Here is a 21,609-nt window from a genome sequence, read left to right on the forward strand (position 1 = left end):
TGCGAACGAGCCTCAGGCAGGGGGCAGGAGCGCATCGCGCAGGACATCGAGGCCGACACTTCCGACGTCGAGCGCGCGACGGTGGAAGGCCCTGAGGTCGAAGTCGGCTCCCTCGTGTTCGCGGGTCTTCTCGCGCAGGTCGAACCACAGGCGCTCGCCGACCTTGTACGACGGCGCCTGCCCCGGCCAACCGAGGTAACGGTCCAGTTCGAAGCGCAGGAAGCCCTCGGCCATGTCCGCGTGGGCACTGAGGAAACTCCATGCCTTGTCGTAGGTCCACTCGCCGCCGCCGACCTCGGCCGGCGCCTCGAAACCGCAGTGCACACCGATGTCGAGCACGACGCGGGCCGCGCGCAACGACTGCCCGTCGAGCATGCCGAGACGGTTGCCGTCGTCGTCGAGGTAGCCGAGCTCGGCCATGAGGCGTTCGGCGTACAGCGCCCAGCCCTCGCCGTGCCCGGACGTCCAGGCGCCGAGGCGCCGCCAGCGGTTGAGCAGCCCCGAGCGGTACATCGTCTGCCCGATCTGCAGGTGATGGCCGGGTACGCCCTCGTGGTAGACCGTCGTCAGTTCGCGCCACGTGCCGAACTTCTCGACGTCTCGCGGTACGGCCCACCACATGCGGCCGGGGCGCGAGAAGTCCGCACTCGGACCCGTGTAGTAGATGCCGCCCGAGTTCGTCGGCGCGATCATGCATTCGATGCGGCGCACCGGATCCGGCACGTCGAAGTGGGTGTCGGCGAGGGCGGTGACGGCCTCGTCGGCCTTCTGCTGCATCCACTCCTCCAGCGCGTCGGTACCGTGCAGCGTGTAGGCGGCACTCTCGTCGAGCGCCGCGATGGCGCCCTTGACGCCGGCCCCCGGGGCGACGCGCTCTGCGACCTCCTTCATCTCCGCCGTGATGCGCGCCAGTTCCTCCTGGCCCCAGCGGTAGGTCTCTTCGAGGTCGATACGCGCACCGAGGAACTGCCGGCTGTGCAGCGCGTATCGCTCGGCGCCGACGGCGTCGGCCTCCCGAGCGTCAACGAGCACCTCCTCGCGCAGCTTCTCGGCCGTCTCCTCATAAGCCCGGGCGGCCTCGTCGATGGCGTGACGCAGCTCGTCGGCGAGTGCCTCGTCCTCGGTTCCGTCGACGGCCTGCTGTGTCAGCGCGTGGAAGTAGCCCTCGGAGCTGATGTGGTCAGCGCACTGCTCGATGCAGCGCTCCACCTGACGGCGCGCGGGGCGGTTGCCGGCGTCCGCTGCGACGCGCAGCGACTGCAGCCACCCGGTGAGGGCCTCCGGCACCGCGCGCATGCGCGTGGCGATGACGGCCCAGTCCTCGTCAGTGTCGGTGGGCATGAGGTCGAACACGTCGCGAACGTTCTGCAGGGGCGAGGCGATGACGTTGAGGTCGGCCAGGTCGTACCCGGCCTCGTGGATCTCCTCGGCGAGCTCGAGCCGCTCCGTCATGGCGGCAATCGTGACCTCGTCGACGTCGTCCTCGGCCGTGACCGTGCGCAGCGCGGACAGCGTCGTGCGACGCAGTTCGCTGATGCGCTCATAGCCCTCGGGGGAGAAGTCGTCGAGCATTTCGTCCTGGCCCGGAACGCCCAAGCTGGTGGCTTCGATGGGAGAGAGCTCCACCGCGGAATCGAAGTACGAGTCGGCCAGTTCGTCGACACGGGTCGTGGCGCGAGGGGACGCGGAGGTGTTCATGCCACGACTGTAGGCGAGAGGTTCGACTTGGGCCCGATCGCCTTCGGTAGTCTCGCGCCATGGCTGATGACGGGGTGCGTGAAACCTCAGCGGCGGGGCCGAACGTGCTCTCGGTGAACGTGGGGCGCCCGGAGGAGTGGGATCCGAAGCAGCACCGGACGGGCATCCACAAACAGCCCGTCGGGTACCTCGAGGTGAGCGACCCCGGCCCGCGCGAGGGCGGCGGGCGCAGTGGTGTCGCGGGCGATTTCGTCGGCGACGAGAAGCATCACGGAGGCAGCGACAAGGCCGTCTATCTCGTCGCACGTGAGGAACTCGACCACTGGGAGCGCGAACTCGGCCGCTCCCTACCGAACGCCTCCTTCGGTGAGAACGTCACCACCTCGGGCATCGACCTCGACGGGGCCCTCGTGGGCACGCGCTGGCGCGTCGGCACCGCAGTGCTCGAGGCGAGCCTGCCGCGTATTCCGTGCCGCACGTTCGCCTGGGCCATGGACGTTCCGGGGTGGCTCAAGCGCTTCACCCAGCGCGGGCGGGCGGGGACGTACGCGCGCGTCGTCGAACCCGGGCGCATCAGCGCCGGCGACGACATCGTCGAGGTGTACCGGCCTGCCCACGGCATCACGGTGGCCGACGTGTTCAGCGCCCGCACCACCGGTGGGCGAGACGTCCTTGCGCGGGTCGTCGAAGCCGGTGTTCTTCCGAGCGTCCATCAGCGTGACTACGAGGCCCGCCTGCGTAAGTGACGGTCCGCTCGACGCTCGTCCGGGCCGACGCCAAGGGGGGCTGTCACCGGCCTCGGTGACAGCACCCTTGGCACTGTTGACGTGCGCTCAGCGCGGCAGCGTCGATTCGGCCCAACTGCGCGGACGGCCGTGACGCACGTGCGCCGGGCGACCCCAGTAGGCGACCTCGCGGGGTGGTTCGACGGAGTCTGCCGCAGCCGCGGCGCGAGCGGTGAGCACCGCGACGACGGCGGCCAACTCCTCATCCGTCGGTGCACCCGAGACGACGCGGATCGTCGGCGCGGCAGCAAGGGTTGCGTCCGGGGTTTCGGAGGCAGGAGCCTCGTCGGTGCCCGGCGTGGGTTCGGTGTTCTCGGCGCTCACAGCGGGATGTTCCCGTGCTTCTTGGGCGGCAGCTCCTCGCGCTTGTGGCGCAGGGCGCGGAGCGCCTTCGTCACCTGGACGCGCGTCTCGTGCGGCGGGATGACGGCATCGACGTACCCGCGGTCGGCCGAGATGTAGGGGTTGGCCAGGGTGTCCTCGTACTCGGTGATGAGCTCGGCGCGGCGTGCCTCGACGTCCTCGCTCGACCCCTTCTCCGCGACCTTCGCCAGCTCCTTGCGGTACAGGATGTTCGCCGCGCCCTGGGCGCCCATGACGGCGATCTGAGCCGTGGGCCACGCGAGGTTGATGTCGGCACCGAGGTGCTTGGACCCCATGACGTCGTACGCACCGCCGTACGCCTTGCGCGTGATGACGGTGACGAGCGGCACCGTCGCCTCCGCGTAGGCGTAGAGCAGCTTCGCGCCGCGACGGATGATGCCGCCCCACTCCTGGTCCGTGCCGGGCAGGAAGCCGGGCACGTCGACGAGCGTGACGATCGGGATGTTGAACGAGTCGCAGAAGCGGATGAAGCGCGCGGCCTTCTCGCTCGCGTTGATGTCGAGCGTGCCGGCGAGCTGGGCCGGCTGGTTGGCGACGATGCCGACGCTGTGGCCCTCGACGCGGGCGAGGCCGCAGATGATGTTCGGCGCGAACAGCGGCTGCACCTCGAGGAAGTCGGGGCCGTCTCCGGCGTCGTCGACGATGTGCGCGATGACGTCGTTCATGTCGTACGCGAGGTTGGCCGAGTCGGGCACGAGCGTGTCCATCGCGCGGTCGTCGTCGTTGATCTCGAGGTCGGCCTCGGCGTCGAACGTGGGCGCCGCGTCCATGTTGTTGCTCGGCAGGTAGGACAGCATCGACTTCACGTACTCGATGGCGTCATCCTCGTCGGTGGCCATGTAGTGCGAGACACCCGAGCGCGAGTTGTGGGTGTGCGCGCCGCCGAGCTCCTCGAAGCCGACGTCCTCACCGGTGACCGTCTTGATGACGTCCGGGCCGGTGATGAACATGTGTGAGGTCTGGTCGACCATGACGGTGAAGTCGGTGATGGCGGGGGAGTAGACCGCGCCGCCGGCGCACGGGCCCATGACGAGCGAGATCTGCGGGATGACACCGCTGGCGTGGACGTTGCGCCGGAAGATCTCGGCGTACATGCCGAGGGCGACGACACCCTCCTGGATGCGCGCGCCGCCGGAGTCGTTGATGCCGATGACGGGCGCACCCAGCTTCATCGCGAGGTCCATCACCTTGCAGATCTTCTCGCCGAAGACTTCGCCGAGGGAGCCGCCGAAGACGGTGAAGTCCTGGCTGAAGACGCAGACCGTACGGCCGTCGACGGTGCCGTACCCGGTGACGACGCCGTCACCGTAGGGGCGCGACTTGTCCTGACCGAACTGTGTCGAGCGGTGACGGGCGAGGGCGTCGAGTTCGACGAACGATCCCTCGTCGAGCAGCCGCTCCACGCGCTCACGCGCGGTGAGCTTTCCCTTGGCGTGCTGCTTCTCCACGGCGCGAGCAGAACCGGCGTGAACCGCCTCTTCCGTTCGGTTGGCCAGGTCCTGCAGACGGCCGGCCGTGGTGTGCAGGTCGATCGAGGTGTCCGGGGGCACGTCTTCCAAGGTCATGGGCCACACCCTAACCTGGGGTCGTGACCTCGGAAGTGAACTTGTCAGTAGGCTTTTCACCCCGCCTGGCGCGGAATTTGAGTCGTGCGGGGTGGGTCGTCGAGCTGCTCGACGAGGTCGACTCGACGAACGCCCGAGCCATGGGGAAGCCCCAGCCCTGGGCCCTCGTCGCGGCCCATCTGCAGACCTCCGGCCGGGGCCGTCTGACCCGTTCGTGGCAGGCGCCGGCGGGTTCCGCCGTCACGATGTCGATGACGCTGCCGCTCCCGGCCGACGGCGCCACCTGGGGGTGGGCTCCTTTGTTCGTCGGTGACGCCGTGCGCGGGGCCCTCGTCGACGTCCTGGAGGACAAGGGCGTCGGGCGCGTCGGAACGAAGTGGCCCAATGACCTGCTCGTGCGCGACCCCGACGGCACCTGGCGCAAAGTCGGCGGCATTCTGTGTCAGATGACGCGTTCGGCGGACGGTACGCCGCTCGTCGTCGCGGGCGTCGGACTCAACGTCAGCCAGGAGCGTGAGGAACTGCCCGTCGAGACGGCTACGTCGCTGCGCTGTGCCGGGTACGACATCGGGCGCGAAGCCGTCATCGAGGCCGTGGCCGCCCACGTCATGGCGTCGGCTGTGACGTGGGGGAGGGCTTCTGGCCACGAAGTCGCCGCGCTGCGGAAGCGGATGCGGGATCACTGCCTCACCATCGGTGCCGACGTCGACATCCACACCCCCGACGGGGCGGTGCATCGCCGGTGCGCCACCGGCATCGACGACGAGGGCCGGCTCGAGGCCGTGCCGCTCGGCGAGCAGACCGACTCGCCGAATAGGATGGCGTACTCGGTGGCCGACATCGTCCATGCGCGGCTGCACCGCAGCGACGATCTGAGAACGGGCCAGTGATGAGCGAGATCCCCCACCAGTTCACCGCCAATGACTCGACGTTCATCGACGGTATCGAGCGCATCCTCATGGGGAGCTCGCGTCGTTACCGACGTCGTGAACTCTCCGAACACGCGGGCGTCGACCCCGAGGAGACACGCCGCGTCTGGCGCGCGCTCGGCTTCGTCAACTCCCGCGAGGGTGACGTGGCATTCAGCGATACCGACCTTCGCGCCTTGCGCGCCGCGATGTCCGTGACGGCGACGCACGACCTCGATGTCGACACGCTGCTCGGCTTGGCGCGGGCCCTCGGCCGCACGACCGATCGCCTCGCGATGTGGCAGACGCAGCTCGTCGCCGACATGATCTCCCAGCGTCAGGACGCCCCACCGGAGGGCAAGGAGCTGGCCAAGGCGACCGCGCGCACGATGGCCGACATCGCCGACGACCTCGAACCGATCATGAACTACGTGTGGCGGCGCAACCTCTCGGTGGCGCTGTCGCGACTGCTGGCCGACGCGCAGCCCGAGAGTCACCTCGGCGTCGTGCGCACCGTCGGGTTCGCGGACCTCGTGTCCTTCACCCGCTTGGCTCGCAGCCTGAGCGAGAGCGACCTCGCGGCCCTCGTGACGCGGTTCGAGGCCATGGCCTCCGATATCGTGAGCGAGCACTCCGGCGCCGTCGTCAAAATGGTCGGCGACGAGGTGCTCTTCTCGCACCAGGATCCGGCAGGTGCGTCCCGCATCGCCCGGGCGCTCAAGGAAGCCTCGGAAACCGACGACGTCATCCCGCGCATGCGCGTCGGCCTGTCGACCGGGCGCGTGCTCGCGCGCCTCGGCGACATCTACGGCACGACGGTCAACCGCGCCGCTCGCCTGACCAACGCCGCGGAGGCGGGGCAGATTCTCATCGACGAAACCACGGCGGACGCGTTGCGTCACGACCCCCAGTCGACGCTTCGGGCGCACGAGGCGCTCGACCTCGCAGGGATCGGAACGTCGCCGTCGTGGGTACTCCAGTAGCGCACAACTGAACCGGGCGCTTGGTTGTTGAGAAATCAACCGGTTTCTTTCACCCCGCTACGCCGAAAAGGTCCATATTCTCGGTCGACATGACCGATGTTCTCCTCGCGCGCGGCGGATTTGGCGACGACACGACGCTGTTACGGCTCCACCAGGCCGCCGACCTGTCGGTTCGGACGGTCGCCGGTTCGCTCGTCGACATCTGCTCCGACCACGTGGCGCCCACGCACCGCAGTGCTCCCGCGTGTGTGCTCTTCGCCGCAGGCCGCGCCGGTGAGCCCCTCGATGCCGACGTCCTCGAGGCTCTCTGCCGTCTCACCGAGCGGCACCCGAAGACGGCCTTCGTTGCCGCCGTCGCGTTCGGTGACGCTACGGCGCAACGCTCCGGTGTCGTGGCACAACTCCTGCTCGCGGGAGCCGACGACGTCGTCCTGCTCGACGGTGACCCAGCCGAACTCGGGGCACGCGTTGCCGCGCGGGTACGCCGTGTCACGCGTGAACGGGGCGAAGCGCTCACCGCCTCCTCGCGTCCGTGGGTCGACGTGCGGCGTCGGGAGGTCGTCGGAGGTCGCGGCCGCGTCGAGCTCACGGCCAAGGAGGCCATGGTCCTCGAGATGCTGACAGCGTCCGACGGCGTGGTCCTGCGCGACGACATCGGGGCGGCGCTGTGGACCGGACACTGGAGCGGTACGCCGAAGGCCATCGACATGCACGTGGCAAACCTGCGCCGCAAGTTGCCGCAGGTATGTGGTGAGGCCTGGCGCATCGAGACCGTCAGGGGTGCGGGCTTCGTCCTGGCGCCCGGCGATGCCGACGCCGACCACGGCGGTGGCGCGACGGTGTGGTCCGTGACGGGCTGAAGGCTGATTCCTGCGAGCCGCCACGTACCCTTGGGGCCGTGACGCGCTCCAAGACCCAAGCCCCCACCGCGCCCGGCGGATTCCCCGTCGTCGGCATCATCGGAGCGGGCCAGTTGGCCCGCATGTGCACCGCTCCGGCGGTCGAGCTGGCCCTGACGCTCTCGATTTTCGCCGAGTCCGAGGACGCGGCCGCAGCCCTCGTCGTGCCGCACTCGCCGGTCGGCGACTACACCGACCCCGAGGCCGTGCGCGAGTGGGCCCGGGGCTGCGACGTCGTCACGTTCGATCACGAACACGTGCCGGCCGACGTCCTCTCGGCCCTCGAGGCGGACGGTGTGCCGATGCACCCCAAGCCCAGCGCCCTGCGCTTCGCCCAGGACAAGCTCGCGATGCGTGAGCGGCTCGAAGGTCTCGGCGTGCCGTGCCCGGCTTGGCGCGCGGTCGTCGACGTCGACGAGCTGGCAGCCTTCGGTGACGAGCACGGCTGGCCGGTCGTGCTCAAGACGCCGACGGGCGGCTACGACGGCAAGGGCGTTCGCGTCGTGAAAGCGGCCGAGGACGCCGCGGATTGGTTCGCCAAGGCCGAAGGCGCTCCGCTGCTCGTCGAGGAGGCGGTCGACTTCACCCGCGAACTGTCGGTCATGATCGGTCGCAGCCCCAGCGGCCAGGTGGCGGTTTGGCCCGTCGTCGAGACCGTGCAGACCGACGGCATCTGCACCGAGGTGCTGGCCCCCGCACCGAACCTCGACGACGCACTCGCCGGCCGCATCGCCGAAGCCGCGGTGACGATCGCCCGGGAGCTCGACGTCACCGGTGTCATGGCCGTCGAACTCTTCGAACGTGTCGCCGAGAACGGTTCGGGTCAGAGCGATTTCGTCGTCAACGAGCTGGCGATGCGTCCGCACAACTCGGGCCACTGGTCGATGGACGGTGCCGTCACCGGTCAGTTCGAACAGCACCTGCGCGCCGTGCTCGACCTGCCGCTCGGCGACGTCACCGCGCGGGCTCCGTGGACCGTCATGGGCAACGTTCTCGGCGGTTCCTACGAGGAGCTGTACCCCACGTACAAGCACCTCATGGCGCGCGACCCCGCACTCAAGATCCACCTGTACGGCAAGGGCGTGCGCCCCGGCCGCAAGATCGGGCACGTCAACGTCAGCGGCACCGATCTCGTCGGTCTGCGCGGGCGCGCCCGTCACGCATGCGACTACCTCGAGGGAGTGGTGACGGAATGAGCAACGACATGGACACGAAGCAGCCCGTCGTCGGGCTGGTCATGGGCAGCAACTCGGACTGGCCGACGATGTCGGCCGCCGCCGACGTGCTCGACGAATTCGGCATCGCCTACGAGGCCGACGTCGTCTCGGCGCACCGGATGGCCCACGAGATGGTGGAGTACGGCGCGAGCGCTGCGAAGCGCGGGCTCAAGGTCGTCATCGCCGGAGCCGGGGGAGCGGCGCACCTTCCGGGCATGCTGGCGTCGGTCACGACGCTGCCCGTCATCGGTGTTCCGGTGCCGCTGAAGTATCTCGACGGCATGGATTCACTGCTGTCCATCGTCCAGATGCCTGGCGGCGTGCCCGTGGCGACCGTGTCGATCGGCGGCGCCCGCAACGCCGGCCTGCTCGCCGTACGCATCCTCGCCTCGGGTGACGGGGAGGAAGCAACGCGCCTCGCGGAGGCGATGGAGCGTTTCCAGGTCAGCCTTCGCGACGAGGCCCACGCCAAGGGCGAGGCGCTGCGCGAGGACGTCGCCCGCCGCCAGGGCTGACGCTCAAAGGACGCTGGCAGCAGGGCAAGCGGCGCCCGCCTCGAGAATTCGCCTCGAGAACCCGAGTCCGCTCCCTTCGTCAGGGTAACTTCCGGCCGGGCCCACCTCGACGGCGTACCGACGCGTAGCATGCGGCTATGGCTGGTAACCCTGACTTCGACCTGTACACGATCTCCGAGGAGCACGAGGCTCTTCGTGAGGCGATCCGCCCGGTGTGCGAGAACAAGATCGCTCCGCACGCGGCCGACGTCGACGAGGAATCCCGTTTCCCGAGCGAGGCCCTCGACGCCCTCGTCGAGGCCGGTCTGGCCGCCCCGCACGTCCCCGAGGAGTACGGCGGCGCCGGCATCGACGCGCTCGGTACGTGCATCGTCATCGAGGAAGTGGCGCGCGTGTGCGCGAGCTCCTCGCTCATCCCCGCCGTGAACAAGCTCGGCTCACTGCCCGTCATCCTCGGCGGCGGCGAGGAGATCAAGAAGAAGTACCTGCCGAAGCTCGGCGCCGGCGAGGCGATGTTCTCCTACGGCCTGTCCGAGCGCGAGGCCGGCTCGGACACCGCGTCCATGCGTACCAAGGCCAAGAAGGACGGCGACAGCTACGTCCTCACGGGTCAGAAGTCGTGGATCACGAACGCCGGCGAGTCGGAGTTCTACACGGTTCTCGCCGTCACCGACCCCGACGGCGAGCGCGGCCGCAACATCTCGGCGTTCGTCGTCGAGAAGGGTGACGAGGGCTTCAACTTCGGCGAGAAGGAGCGCAAGCTCGGTATCAAGGGTTCGCCCACGCGAGAGCTCCACTTCGACAACTGCCGCATCCCCGCCGACCGGCTCATCGGCGCCGAGGGCGAGGGCCTCAAGATCGCTCTGCGCACGCTCGACCACACGCGCGTCACGATCGGCGCCCAGGCTGTCGGTATCGCCCAGGGCGCACTCGACTTCGCCGTCGGCTACGTCAAGGAGCGCAAGCAGTTCGGCAAGGCCATTGCCGACAACCAGGCCATCCAGTTCATGCTCGCCGACATGGCGATGAAGGTGGAGACGGCCCGTCAGATGGTCTACGTCGCCGCCGCCAAGTCCGAGCGCGAGGACAAGGACCTCACGTTCTTCGGCGCGGCAGCCAAGTGCTACGCCTCCGACATCGCGATGGAGGTCACGACCGACGCCGTCCAGCTGCTCGGCGGCGCCGGCTACGTGCGCGACTTCCCGGTCGAGCGCATGATGCGCGACGCCAAGATCACGCAGATCTACGAGGGCACCAACCAGATCCAGCGCCTCGTCATGGGTCGTCAGGTGCTCAAGGGCTACTGAGGTTCGAGCACACGAGAAAGGGCCCCGGCGTCATGCCGGGGCCCTTCGCCGTGTCCACGGGCAGGGCCGGGACGTCAGCTGCGGTGAGTGCGCTCGGGCACCTCGTCGCCGACCTGTTGTGGATCAGTTGGCCGCCGCGGGCGTCTTGACGACGAACTTCGATGTGTCGCCGTTCTCGCGGATCGCCTTGAACAGCTCCTGGGACTTTTGCTGATCCCACTCGACAGCCTCGCCGACGGCGGTCGGCAGCGCGTTGTTGCTGCTGGGCACGACCACCGAGTTACCGCCGTCACCGGAGAGCTTCTTGAGCGTCAGCATGACGCGGGCAGCCGTGATCATCCCCATGTCCTTGTCGACGGCGAGCCCCTGCGCACCGGACTCTCCGAGACCCTTGAGGCGCCACGGCACGAGGATGTTCGCGGGCGAGGAAACCTTGCCCATGAGGGCCCCGAGGAACTGACGCTGACGCTTCGCGCGCCCGATGTCGCCCTCGGGGTCGGAGTAACGGGCTCGGACGTAACCGAGCGCCGTCGCGCCGTCCATGTCCTGGCAGCCCTTCTTGAGGTTGATGTGTGCCTTCGGGTCGTCCATGTCGTTCTTGACGCAGATGTTGACGCCACCGACGGTGTCGACGACCGACGCGAAGCCGCCGAAGCCGATCTCCATGTAGTTGTCGATGTGGATGCCCGTGTTCTGCTCGATCGTCTTGACGAGCAGCGGCGCGTCACCGAAGGAGAACGCCGCGTTGATCTTGTTCTTGCCGTAGCCGGGAATGTCGACGTAGCTGTCACGGGGGATCGACATGAGGGTCGGCTTGTCGCCGCCCATGTGCAACACCATGATCGAGTCCGTGCGCTTGCCCTCGGCGGTGCCGGTGCCGAGCTTCTTGCGCTGCTCCGGCGTCAGACCTGTGCGGGCGTCGGAACCGACGAGCAGGATGTTCTTGCCCTTGCCCTCTTCCGCGAGATGCTGCGCGGGGACGGCGTCGAGCTTCTTCACCTTGCTCCAGGCCGAGTTGCCGGCCCAGACGAGAGTGCCGACCCAGAGGATGAGCAGGGCCAGGACACCGGCGAGGATCTTCTTCCCCCGACGCCGCGGGCGGCGCGGGGGCTGCCCTGAGCCGTCACCGTCCAACCGGTCACCCGGGCGCGGGCCGCGGGGCGGACGCCCGCCGTTGCCGTCGTGGGCGTCGAAACCGTCACGCCCGGCGTCAGCGCCGTACCCACCCGCGGCGCCGGCGGACGCGTAGGCCGCGTCCGTGGAGCGGCCCCGGACGGGCCGCTCGGGGCGTCCCGAGGTGGGCATGACGCGTGTGCTGTCGTCACGCGGCGCGGCAGCCGTAGGTCGCGCCCCGTCCTGCGGTCGCTGAGGACGCCCGCCTTGCGGCGCGCCCTGGAGCGGACGAGACGTCCGTCCGTCGCGCGGGGCGTCCGGAGGGACCTCGCCCTGCTGACGACGCTTGCCCTGGCGGGGAGCGTCCCCCTCGCCTCGAACCGGAATGGCCTGCGCGCTGCCCTCGTCGGGGCGGCGAGGACGCTGGGGCAGGGCCCGGCGGTTTCCCTTGGAGCGGCGGGTGTCGATGACGAACGCGTCATCGTCCGCGGGCACTCCGGACGGCCCGGCGCCACGGTCCTCGGGACGCGGCGTGCCGGACGGGCGGCGGGGGTCATTCGGGTGAGGCACCCTCCGAGGGTAGGGGGTCGCTTCCGGGATTGGGCTGACATCGCATTCGCGCGGCGTGTTAGCACGAGCGTCATGGAAGGGGCGTCGGCGTGAGGCGCGTGAGGTGTCTTCTGCGCGCGGGTAGGCTGGGGCGACGTTCACGAGCCCACGACTTCAGGAGCGATCATCACTGTGACGAGCGAGCCCGTGACGAGCGCCCCGACGTCGCCGGTCGACCCGAGCATGCGCCGCGGAATCTCGGTGTTCATGCCGATCCTCAACGAGGAGAAGCACCTCGAGGAAGCCGTCACCGCGATCCTGGCCCAACGCTACGACGGCCCCGTCGAGGTCGTGCTCGCCATCGGCCCCTGCACCGACCGCACCTGGGACGTGGCCCGTGCGCTCGCCGAACGTGACGAACGCATCACTCTCGTCGAGAACCCGACCGGACGAACCCCCGACGGACTCAACGCCGCCCTGGCCGCAACCCACCACGACGTCCTGGTCCGCGTGGACGGGCACGGCATCCTCTCACCCGGGTACTTCGCCACCGTCGAGCGTCTTCTGCGCGAGACCGGTGCGGCCAACGTCGGCGGCATCATGGACGCCGAGGGCACGACGCCCTTCGAGGAGGCCGTCGAGTGCGCCATGAAGTCCAAGATCGGCGTCGGTGGAGTGAAGTTCAAGCAGGGCGGGGAGGCCGGCCCGGTCGAGAGCGTCTACCTCGGCAACTTTGCGCGGGAGTGGATCGAGAAGGTCGGCATGTACGACCCGCGCTACACCCGCGCCCAGGACTGGGAACTCAACTTTCGGATCCGCAAGGGCGGCGGAACGGTGTGGTTCACCCCCGACCTGCGCGTCACCTACCGCCCGCGCGCCACGCTCAAGGCGCTCGCCAAGCAGTACTTCGAATACGGCACCTGGCGGCGGGTCGTGGCTCGTCAACACAAGGGTTCGATCAACCTGCGCTATCTCGCCCCGCCGGTCGCCGTCGCGGGTGTCGTGGCGGGCAGCCTGATCGGTCTGAAGTGGCGGCCCGCGCTCGCTGCGCCGCTCGGTTACGCGGCCCTGGTCACAGCAGGCGGTGTCCGTGCGGCCTCGGGACGTTCGCCGCAGGTCATCGTCCGGATGCCTTTCGTCCTCGCCACGATGCACATGGCCTGGGGCACTGGGTTCATCACCTCGAACGTCGAGCTCGAAGCGGCCGAACCAGGCGAAGCGCCGCGAGCCTGACGGAACTCCCAGGATGTGCTCGCTAGGCTGAGGTGCCGCGTAGCGCGCGGCAAGGTTCGCGGGCGAACGCAGGAGCACGAAGGAAACCATGAACTCACACAACCGTCTTGCGCGGATCTGGGCGCATCGAGCCACGCTCGACACGCTCGTCCGACGTGATCTTCGCGTGCGGTACGCGCGTTCCGTGCTCGGCTATCTGTGGACGCTCATCGATCCGCTGGCCATGGCGCTCGTCTACGCGTTCGTCTTCGGCTTCATCTACGGCGGCCACGGCAAGCCCGGTCTGTCCTCGTCGTCCGACCAGAAGTGGGCGAGCACCGACGGTGTTCCGATCGTGCTGTTCCTCGTCGCGGGTCTGCTCGCCTACAACTGGTTCAGCAACGTGATCAACGAGAGTTCGCGCGCGCTCTACGCCGAACGCCTCCTCGTGCGCTCGACCAACCTGCCCCGCGAGCTGTGGGTCATGCGCGTCGTCATCTCGAAGGGCATCGAGCATCTGCTCTCCCTGCCGATCCTGTTGGGCTTCCTCGTCTTCTACATGCTCCGGGGGGAGGTGAGCCTGAGTTGGGAACTCGTGTTCTGGATCCCTGCCCTTATCGTCCAGTTCATCCTGCTCACGGGTATCGGCCTCGTCATGGCGCCCGTGACCGCGCTCGTCGACGACTTCGCCCGCATCACGCGCATCGGCCTGCGCGTGCTCTTCTACGTCACCCCGATCGTCTACTCGCTGCACTTCCTCGAGGCGAAGCTGCCGGCGGAGTGGACCTGGGCCAAGTTCCTCATTCAGCTCAACCCGCTCACGGGCATCACCGACATGTACCGCGCCGGGTTCATCAGTCAGTACGGCCCGGACTGGCACGCCTGGATCTATGCCCTCATCGTCTCGCTGGCGTGGCTCGCATTCGGCTCCTGGGTGTTCCGCAAGCTCGAACCGGCGATCCTCAAGGAGATCTGACATGGCACTGGAGTGGAACACCCCCGAGGGCGAGCCTGTCATCCAGGTCCACGACCTCGGCATCGAGTTCCTCAAGGGTCGCAAGCGCAACCTGTCGTTGCGCGAACTCGTCTACCGCCGACAGACCACGTACGCGAAGGAGACCTTCTGGGCCCTGCGCAACGTCTCGTTCGACGTGGGCAGGGCCGAGGCGGTCGGTCTCGTGGGAGCGAACGGTGGCGGCAAGTCCACCCTGCTCAAGATGATCGCGGGAACGCTCCTGCCGGACGAGGGCTACGCGAAGGTCACCGAGGGCGTCGCCCCGATGATCGAGCTCACCGGCGGGTTCATCGGAGAACTGTCGGCACGCGAGAACATCTACCTCATGGCCGGCCTGCACGGCATGAAGAAGGAAACGGTCGACGAACGCTTCGACGAGATCGTGAAGTTCGCCGGTCCGCAGGTCACGCGGGGGCTCGACCTGCCCTTCCGACACTTCAGCTCCGGCATGCAGGTGAGGCTGGGCTTCTCCGTCATCACTCAGCTCGACGAGCCGATCATCCTCGTCGACGAGGTGCTCGCCGTCGGTGACCGAGCCTTCCGAGAGCAGTGCTACACGCGGATGGAGGAGCTGCTCGCCGAGGGGCGGAGCATGTTCCTCGTGAGTCACTCCGAGGGCGACCTCAAGCGTTTCTGCACCCGAGGGCTCTATCTGTCCGGCGGCACGCTGGTCGACGACGGTCCGATGAAGGACGTGCTGGCGCACTACAACAAGGATCTCGACGCAGGCATCTCCTGAGGCTTGCGAGCCCCAGAAGGCCGAACGCCGCCGCCCCCCTCATGAAGACCAGGAAGGGGCGGCGGCGTTTGTTCGTCCTCAGTGGCGCTGGACGCCCTCCTGGGCGAGCAGGGTGTCGAGTTCGACCGGGTCAGCGTCGCCGCGGACGATGACGACGCTGCCACCACCCACCCAGCAGCGCAGCATCTGTGTGGGATCGGCGCCGGCGAGGAAACGCCGTTCGCCGGTTCCGTCGGGTGTCACGAGGTCACGGAAGGTGACCTGCTCGTCTCCGGCGACCCACGCGACGGCGCTTCCGGCAGGCTCGTCGAACGGGACGAACAGGTCGGCGTAGGTGCTCAGCTCGCGGGCCTCGTCGAGTGCCCCGGCCGGTACCTCCACGGCAGCGCCCCGTGCCAGCATCGCCAGGGTGACGACCACCTGGTCGCCACCGAAGTCCGGCGAGGGAACGCTCGTCACAAGGACATCGAGCCCGTCCTCGTCGGCGAAGGTTCCGGCGTCGCTGTCGGAGAACTCGACACAGGCACCCAATGACCAGGCCGCGAGACACCAGTACGCCGTGCGCCAGTGGGCGGCGGGGAGGTTGATGCCGACTCTCGTGTCGGCTTCCACGTCGAACTCCTCGGTGAGGAGGTTCGCCGCCTTGCTCACCCAGTTCGTCAGCACTTTCGCGGAGAGCTCGATTCGCTCGCCGCGGGTCGGCTCGTCGCTTCGGTCGTAGAACGTGAGACGCGGCGCCGTCGCGTCGCTGCGCGTCATGGCCTCGACGACCTGCCACGGTGTCGTCGTCACGACGTGAGCACCGAGGCGAGACGCTCGTCGACGAGGTCGACCTCGTCGGGCGTCAACGGGGAGTTGAGGCAGTAGGCGAGGTCGTCGATCATCTGCTGGTTGCTGCGGGTGCCGACGGCGATCGAGTCGACGAAGGGGTGGCCCAGGCTGTAGGCGACGCACAGATCTGCGACGTTCGCGCGCCCCAGCTCGTGGGCCAGGAGGACGAGCTGTCGGTTGAGTTCGGTGGGCTCGAAGACCGTGCCGCCCGCGAAGGTCGCGTGGGTGGTGACGACGACGTCGCGGTCCGTGAGGAGCTCGCGCGCGCCGCTCAGGGCGCGGTCGGCGACGCCGAGGGGGAACTGAACGTAACCGAGGTCGGTCAACTCCAGAGCACGGCGCAACTCGTCGAGGGATTCGACGTTGACGCCGATACGGCCCACCTCGCCGGACTCGCGGTAGTCGCGAAGGCGGTGCCAGCCCGTGCCGTCCGCGCTGTGCGCCTCGTCGACGTTCGCCATGAGCACCGCAGACGCCTTACGGCGGCCGAGCTCGGCGAACGAACGCTCGAGCTGGGCCTCGACCGTTGTCGCGGCCAGACGCGGGTCGTTCGTACGGATCTCGCGCAACCGCGAGATGAAGTGCAGACGCTGCGTCAGCTGCGGTTCACCGCACTTGTGCAGAATCTCCTCCGCGTTGTGGTCGCCGCGTCCCACCTCCACGTGGTTGACGCCGCGGTTGACGGCGGTGGCCAGCATCGCGCGGATCTCCGTCGACGAGGGTGCGAGGGGCCCGGCGAACGCCTGGCCGCCGAGGATCATGACGGACTGGTCGAGTTCGCTCCGGTCACGCCGCGGCACGCTGGGGCCCGCGGTGAACGCGCTGCCGCCGATCTCGTTGATGAGGTCGATCCAGGGCACGCTCACCGGATCGGTCTTGTCCGCGAAGAGGCGGCAGACGCGGTCGTAGTCCGACAGGACGTCGACGGTGCAGCGGAAGCGCTCGGGATCTCCGGGGTTGTCCTCGGGGACGTAGTCGAGCGTGCTGACGTTCCGCCGAAGCCAGGGCGTGACGTGTTCGCGGTCGTAGGGCGTGTCGGTCTCGGCCGCCGCGCGGCGCAGGTCGCGAACCCGGAAGACCTCACAGCCGAGGCCCTCCGGCATGCGGGAGACGTCGTTGCGGCCGTATGCGAAGCCGCCGGCGTCCATCGCCTCGATGAGTTCGTCGATGAGGCTCGAGTCGCCGACCGGGTTGTCACCGGTGAGACGAACGACGCGGTCGTCGTCGTCGAGGTCGCGCGTCGCGGCGACGAAGCGTCCGAGCACGTCGTCGAGGGAGCCCCTCATGGCGGGGATGCCGACGCGGTGCAGGTGATCGAAGATGCGCGTGTCGTACTGCTCCTCGCTCGTCGCGACGATGACCTCGTGCCCGTCACGTGACGCGCGCCGGGCCACGAGCTCGATGAGCGGCATGCCACCGATCGTCATGAGGGCCTTGCCCGGCAGACGACTCGAGTTGAGCCGGGACTGGACGACGACACGGGTGCGGGTCACGGGGACCTCCGGGAGAAAGCAGGGACGAGAGCACGTGCGCTCTCACCCTAGCGACGAAGCGCCTCGATGGCGTCAGCGACGCGGCGGCGGCCGTCACCGTCGAGCAACTCCCGCCCCCGCTGCGCGCGGGCCTCGCGGGCACGGGGGTCGCCGAGAGCACTCGCCAGTCGGCGTGTCGCGTCCTCACGGCTCGTGCCCACCGCGTGCAGTTCGTCGAGGTGGCCGACGCCGAGCGCGAGGTCGGCTTCGATCACCATGTCGTAACCGAGCCGCTGGTTGTCGATGACACACACGACTGCCGTGGGCACCCCCAGACACAGGAGTTCCCACACGGACGAGCCGCTGGCGGTGACGACGAGATCGCTGCGCGCAGCACGGGCCGCCAGATCGGTGACGGGGCCCGTTGTCGTCAACGTGACGTCGACGGGCAGGTCGTCCCGCAACGGCGCGGCCCAGGCGTCGTCGGGCGTGACGACGGTGAGATCCATCCCGACTCCGGCGGCCGCAGCGGCCCGCAGGATGATCGGAGCGACGAGCGGAGCGGCGCCCATGGGGTCGCTTCCGCCGAACACGGCGAGGACGCTGAGTCGCTCCCGTGCTCCGGGCCGTGCCCGCCCGGCGACCTCCTTGCGCAGGGCGAGGACGTCGTCGCGAAAGAGCGTGTAGGGCGCGCCGGCCAGGGCATGCCGCCCCGCCTCGACCTTCCTCGGAGTGGCCCCGGGATTCTGGTCGACGTACAGGTCGGCGTCCTGATCGGCGCCGAAGCGACCGTCGACCATGGCCGTGACGGGCAGCCCGTGCCGCCTGAGATGAGCGCCCCACGAAGGGCCGAAGTCGTACCCGTCGATGACGACGAAGGACGCGGCGAGCCGGTCGGCGAGATCCCCCAGGGCCGCCGGGTCGTCGGGCCGCGTGTGCAACGTCACCCCGGCGTCACGGTAGGAACGTTCGACCCAGTCCAGGGCCAGTTCGCCCGCGAGGTGGACGGATCGGCCGCGAGCGATGAACTCCTGCGCCAGCGCGAGCAACCGCATGGCGTGACCCACTCCGATGGACGCCGTGGCATCGGTGCGAAGGACGATGGCCGAGGTTGCCCGATCGGCGCCGGTGGGGGAGGGCTGCGTCGTCATGGCGCCATGGTGGCACGAGCGCCACGGGAGGTGACCCGCCGCGACGTGTCGAGTCCCTGGGGCCTCGCGCGCTGGTGCTAGCCTTGCAGGGAATGTCAAGAATCGGGCAGAGTTTAGCCGACGTGCCGAACGTCAGCCGCCCGATGCACGAACAACGCAATGGGAGCCCCGAGTGAGCATTCTTGAAGGATCGTCCATCCTCGTTACCGGTGGTACCGGTTCTTTCGGTAAGGCCTTCATCTCGAAGCTCCTCGCCGAGCACAACCCGAAGCGCGTCGTCATCTACTCGCGTGACGAGCTGAAGCAGTGGGAGTGCCGTGCTCTCTTCAAGGACGACCCGCGTCTTCGCTGGTTCATCGGTGACATCCGTGACCTCGACCGTCTGCGTCGTGCCATGCACGGCATCGACTACGTCGTTCACGCGGCCGCTCTCAAGCAGGTCGACACGGCCGAGTACAACCCGTACGAATTCGTCAAGACGAACGTCATCGGCTCCCAGAACGTCATCGAGGCCTCGATCGACGCCGGCGTCCAGAAGGTCGTCGCCCTGTCGACGGACAAGGCCTCCAGCCCGATCAACCTCTACGGTGCGACGAAGCTGACGGCCGACAAGCTGTTCATCCTCGGCAACCACTACGCCGCCGCCTACCCGACGCGCTTCGCCGTCGTGCGCTACGGCAACGTCATGGGCTCGCGCGGTTCGATCATCCCGAAGTTCAAGGCGATGCACGAGGCCGGCGAATCGCTGCCGATCACGGACCTGCGCTGCACCCGCTTCTTCATCACGCTGGACGACGCCTGCCAGATGGTGCTCGACACCTTCGAGCTGATGCAGGGCGGCGAACTGCTCGTGCCGCGTATTCCGTCGATGAAGGTCACCGACCTGGCCCAGGCCATCGCCCCCGGTGCCAAGATGCACGACGTGGGTCTGCGCCCCGGTGAGAAGCTCCACGAGGAGATGATCTCGCCGGAGGAAGGCCGCCGAGCGGTCATCGTTCACGACGGCAAGTACTTCGTCCTGCAGCCCGACTTCGCGACGTGGGGCTACGAGGCCCCTGCCGACGGCGTTCCGGTCGAGGACGGCTTCCACTACTCCTCGGGTGACAACGACCAGTGGTACACGATCGAGGAGCTCCAGCAGATCCTCTCGTCGGGTATCTGAGGCGCTCGATGGTTCTACCGTACGGCCGACAGTCCATCAGCGCCGACGACGTCAAGGTCGTCGAGGAGGTCCTCACCGGTGACTGGCTGACCACGGGTCCCTACGTCACGCGCTTCGAGGAGGAGATCGCGCAGCTCGCGGGCAGCCCGAATCAGGCCGTTTCGGTCACCTCGGGCACGGCGGCGTTGCACGTCGCCTACGCGGCCGCGCAGGTGGGCCCCGGCGACGAGGTCATCACGACGCCGCTGACCTTCCTCGCCACCGCGACGACGGCCTCGATTCTCGGCGCCAAGATCGTCTTCGCCGACATCTGCGAGGACACGGGAAACCTCGACCCCGACGCTGTGGCTGCGGAGATCACGGGCGCGACCAAGGTCGTCGCGGGAGTCGACTACGGCGGCCACCCCATCGACGCCGAGGGCCTTTCCGCCGTGGCGAAGAAGGCCGGTGCCTACCTCCTCGAGGACGCGGCGCACTCCGTCGGCGGTTCGCTCGACGGCACGCCGGTGGGTTCGCTCGCGGACATCACGACGTTCAGCTTCTTCCCGACGAAGAACCTCACCACGGGTGAGGGCGGTGCCGTCGTGGCCAAGGACGCCGACGTCGTGGAGCGCGCTCGCCGCTTCAAGGGCATCGGCATGGTCCGCGAGCCCGAGCAGCTGCGAAGCAAGGACGAGGGCGCCTGGTGGTACGAGATGCCCGAGCTGGGGCTGAACTACCGCCTCAACGACCTGCAGGCCGCGCTCGGTTCGAGCCAGCTCACGCGTCTGGGACAGTTCAAGACGCGCCGCCAGGAGATCACCGATCGGTACAACGAGGGCCTTGCGGGCATCGAGCAGCTCACGCTGCCCGGTCACCGGGCGGGCGCTGACCCGGTGTGGCACCTGTACCCGCTGCGCATCACCGACGGACGCCGCCGTGAGCTGTTCGAGCACCTGCGCGAGCAGGGTATCGGTGTGCAGGTGAACTACATCCCCGTCTACTGGCAGCCCTACTTCGCCGATCTGGGCTACCGGCGTGGCATGTGCCCCAAGGCGGAGGTCTACTACGAGCAGGAGATCAGCCTGCCGATGTTCCCCGACCTCACGGACGACGACGTCGATCGCGTCATCGAGCTCATCCGGGGCTTCGTCGGGGCCTGAGATGCACCACGCCAACCACTTCTACGGCCATGCCCACATCATGGCCGAGTACGCCGGGGTGCAGGGCGTGCCTCGCATCTGGGGCTTCCTGCAGCACGGCTGGAACATCCACGACGGTTTCGCGGTGGGTACGACGTTCGTCGCCGGCTACCCGAAGCTCGTGTGGTCGAACACCGTGGCGCGTCGTGGTTGGGCTCTCGGGCTGCACCCGTACGTCGTCGTGGGGGCACCTTGGGCGTACCTGCTCGAACAGCACGACCAGCGCGGGTGGGAGGCCACCGACCCCGAGCGCGAGGGAACGATCGTCTACCCCTTCCACGGCTGGGAGGGGCAGCAGATCGTCGGCTCGCACGAGGAGTACATGCGTGAGATCCGCGAGGTGGAGGGCGACGTTCCCATCACCGTGAGTCTCTACATCAACGAGTACCGCGACGCGCGGGTGCGCCGTATCTACGAGAGCCTCGGCGCCCGCGTGATCACGCACGGTGAGCGCGGATACATGTGGAAGAACACCGACGTGAACTTCCTGCGCAAGCAGCTCGCGGAGATCCGCCGTCATCGCCGGGTCGTGAGCAATCGGGCCTCGAGCGCGTTGTTCTACGGCGCCTCCGCCGGTGCCCAGATCGGCATCTACGGTGACCCGATGGAGATCATGAACGACCACGCCATCCTCGGCGGGTCGCAGAAACCGCACCGTCTTCTGCCCGAGCTCTACCAGCCCTTCGTGCCTCTCGAGTTGGGGCGCCAGCTCGCCGCCGAGGAACTCGGTCAGGACGCGTTGCTCAACCCCGCCGAGGTCCGTGAGGCCTTCGGTTGGCAGCGTCAGCCGTTGCGCGACGACGGCGGCCTCGTCACACCGCTGCCCGAGTCGGCGGTCACCGTCGACTCCTGAATTCGGATAGGCCGGGCGAGATCCGGCCGACGAAACGCGCCGGGCACCGTCACCCCTCGAGGTGTGCGGT

General features: G+C 68.5%; 20 protein-coding genes. 13 read left to right on the forward strand and 7 right to left on the reverse strand.

All coding sequences use genetic code 11. The annotated features are described in order from the left end of the window. Positions 1-12 precede the first annotated feature (12 nt). Complete coding sequence (locus tag AA983_RS08665) at positions 13-1,698, reverse strand: DUF885 domain-containing protein (RefSeq protein WP_047311870.1); 1,686 nt, start codon at positions 1,696-1,698, stop codon at positions 13-15. A gap of 59 nt (positions 1,699-1,757) precedes the next feature. Between AA983_RS08665 and AA983_RS08670 the strand changes: the two genes are divergently transcribed. Continuing rightward, on the forward strand, positions 1,758-2,444 hold the full coding sequence (locus AA983_RS08670) for an MOSC domain-containing protein (protein ID WP_052947024.1): 687 nt from the start codon (positions 1,758-1,760) through the stop codon (positions 2,442-2,444). An 87-nt stretch (positions 2,445-2,531) separates the two neighbouring features. Here the strand turns inward: AA983_RS08670 and AA983_RS08675 are convergent, their stop codons facing one another. Both AA983_RS08675 and AA983_RS08680 read right to left on the reverse strand, forming a co-directional pair. Continuing rightward, positions 2,532-2,807 carry an acyl-CoA carboxylase epsilon subunit gene (locus tag AA983_RS08675; RefSeq protein WP_082128814.1) on the reverse strand — a complete coding sequence of 92 codons (276 nt, stop codon included), beginning with the start codon at positions 2,805-2,807 and terminating at the stop codon, positions 2,532-2,534. Further along, positions 2,804-4,432, reverse strand: coding sequence for an acyl-CoA carboxylase subunit beta (locus AA983_RS08680; protein ID WP_047311871.1), 1,629 nt, complete (start codon positions 4,430-4,432; stop codon positions 2,804-2,806). The genes AA983_RS08675 and AA983_RS08680 overlap by 4 nt, the downstream gene beginning before the upstream one ends. Before the next feature lie 77 nt (positions 4,433-4,509). Between AA983_RS08680 and AA983_RS08685 the strand changes: the two genes are divergently transcribed. From AA983_RS08685 to AA983_RS08710, 6 genes are all read left to right on the forward strand, one after another. After that, positions 4,510-5,322, forward strand: coding sequence for a biotin--[acetyl-CoA-carboxylase] ligase (locus AA983_RS08685; protein WP_052947025.1), 813 nt, complete (start codon positions 4,510-4,512; stop codon positions 5,320-5,322). Continuing rightward, on the forward strand, positions 5,322-6,323 hold the full coding sequence (locus AA983_RS08690) for an adenylate/guanylate cyclase domain-containing protein (protein ID WP_047311872.1): 1,002 nt from the start codon (positions 5,322-5,324) through the stop codon (positions 6,321-6,323). Before AA983_RS08685 ends, AA983_RS08690 begins: the two co-directional genes overlap by 1 nt. Before the next feature lie 89 nt (positions 6,324-6,412). After that, positions 6,413-7,183 carry a winged helix-turn-helix domain-containing protein gene (locus AA983_RS14865; protein ID WP_052947026.1) on the forward strand — a complete coding sequence of 257 codons (771 nt, stop codon included), beginning with the start codon at positions 6,413-6,415 and terminating at the stop codon, positions 7,181-7,183. 38 nt (positions 7,184-7,221) lie between these two features. Beyond that, positions 7,222-8,418 carry a 5-(carboxyamino)imidazole ribonucleotide synthase gene (locus tag AA983_RS08700; RefSeq protein ID WP_047311873.1) on the forward strand — a complete coding sequence of 399 codons (1,197 nt, stop codon included), beginning with the start codon at positions 7,222-7,224 and terminating at the stop codon, positions 8,416-8,418. Between the two features lie 8 nt (positions 8,419-8,426). Further along, positions 8,427-8,954, forward strand: a complete 528-nt coding sequence (gene purE / locus AA983_RS08705; protein WP_047312177.1) for a 5-(carboxyamino)imidazole ribonucleotide mutase — start codon at positions 8,427-8,429, stop codon at positions 8,952-8,954. Between the two features lie 137 nt (positions 8,955-9,091). After that, on the forward strand, positions 9,092-10,261 hold the full coding sequence (locus AA983_RS08710; protein WP_047311874.1) for an acyl-CoA dehydrogenase family protein: 1,170 nt from the start codon (positions 9,092-9,094) through the stop codon (positions 10,259-10,261). A 123-nt stretch (positions 10,262-10,384) separates the two neighbouring features. Here the strand turns inward: AA983_RS08710 and AA983_RS08715 are convergent, their stop codons facing one another. Further along, a complete protein-coding gene (locus AA983_RS08715) occupies positions 10,385-11,944 on the reverse strand; it encodes an LCP family protein (protein WP_231579576.1) in 1,560 nt (519 codons plus the stop codon). Positions 11,945-12,190: 246 nt separating this feature from the next. On the opposite strand from AA983_RS08715, the gene AA983_RS08725 reads away from it, so the two are divergent. The 3 genes from AA983_RS08725 (at position 12,191) to AA983_RS08735 (ending at position 14,889) form a co-directional block, all read left to right on the forward strand. After that, positions 12,191-13,156 carry a glycosyltransferase family 2 protein gene (locus AA983_RS08725; protein ID WP_197078991.1) on the forward strand — a complete coding sequence of 322 codons (966 nt, stop codon included), beginning with the start codon at positions 12,191-12,193 and terminating at the stop codon, positions 13,154-13,156. A gap of 88 nt (positions 13,157-13,244) precedes the next feature. Next, positions 13,245-14,111, forward strand: coding sequence for an ABC transporter permease (locus tag AA983_RS08730; protein WP_047311877.1), 867 nt, complete (start codon positions 13,245-13,247; stop codon positions 14,109-14,111). 1 nt (position 14,112) lies between these two features. Further along, on the forward strand, positions 14,113-14,889 hold the full coding sequence (locus AA983_RS08735; RefSeq protein WP_047311878.1) for an ABC transporter ATP-binding protein: 777 nt from the start codon (positions 14,113-14,115) through the stop codon (positions 14,887-14,889). Positions 14,890-14,967: 78 nt separating this feature from the next. Here the strand turns inward: AA983_RS08735 and AA983_RS08740 are convergent, their stop codons facing one another. The 3 genes from AA983_RS08740 to AA983_RS08750 are packed head-to-tail and all read right to left on the reverse strand — an operon-like array spanning position 14,968 to position 18,343. Further along, the gene (locus AA983_RS08740) at positions 14,968-15,681 is read right to left on the reverse strand and encodes a TIGR03089 family protein (RefSeq protein WP_082128816.1); all 714 of its coding nucleotides are present in this window, start codon (positions 15,679-15,681) and stop codon (positions 14,968-14,970) included. After that, positions 15,678-17,213, reverse strand: a complete 1,536-nt coding sequence (locus AA983_RS08745) for an aldo/keto reductase (protein ID WP_052947027.1) — start codon at positions 17,211-17,213, stop codon at positions 15,678-15,680. Before AA983_RS08745 ends, AA983_RS08740 begins: the two co-directional genes overlap by 4 nt. Before the next feature lie 47 nt (positions 17,214-17,260). Next, the gene (locus tag AA983_RS08750; protein ID WP_047311879.1) at positions 17,261-18,343 is read right to left on the reverse strand and encodes a PseG/SpsG family protein; all 1,083 of its coding nucleotides are present in this window, start codon (positions 18,341-18,343) and stop codon (positions 17,261-17,263) included. A 172-nt stretch (positions 18,344-18,515) separates the two neighbouring features. Here AA983_RS08750 and pseB point away from each other — a divergent pair, with 172 nt between their 5' ends. Genes pseB through AA983_RS08765 form a run of 3 tightly spaced genes read left to right on the forward strand, consistent with a single transcriptional unit; the run spans position 18,516 to position 21,539 of the window. Next, positions 18,516-19,505, forward strand: a complete 990-nt coding sequence (pseB, locus tag AA983_RS08755) for a UDP-N-acetylglucosamine 4,6-dehydratase (inverting) (RefSeq protein ID WP_047311880.1) — start codon at positions 18,516-18,518, stop codon at positions 19,503-19,505. Positions 19,506-19,513: 8 nt separating this feature from the next. Beyond that, positions 19,514-20,647, forward strand: a complete 1,134-nt coding sequence (locus tag AA983_RS08760) for a DegT/DnrJ/EryC1/StrS aminotransferase family protein (RefSeq protein WP_047311881.1) — start codon at positions 19,514-19,516, stop codon at positions 20,645-20,647. Position 20,648: 1 nt separating this feature from the next. Further along, on the forward strand, positions 20,649-21,539 hold the full coding sequence (locus AA983_RS08765) for a hypothetical protein (protein WP_047311882.1): 891 nt from the start codon (positions 20,649-20,651) through the stop codon (positions 21,537-21,539). Positions 21,540-21,609: the final 70 nt, after the last annotated feature.

This window comes from Dermacoccus sp. PE3 (genome assembly GCF_001021715.1).
GTDB lineage: Bacteria > Actinomycetota > Actinomycetes > Actinomycetales > Dermatophilaceae > Dermacoccus > Dermacoccus abyssi.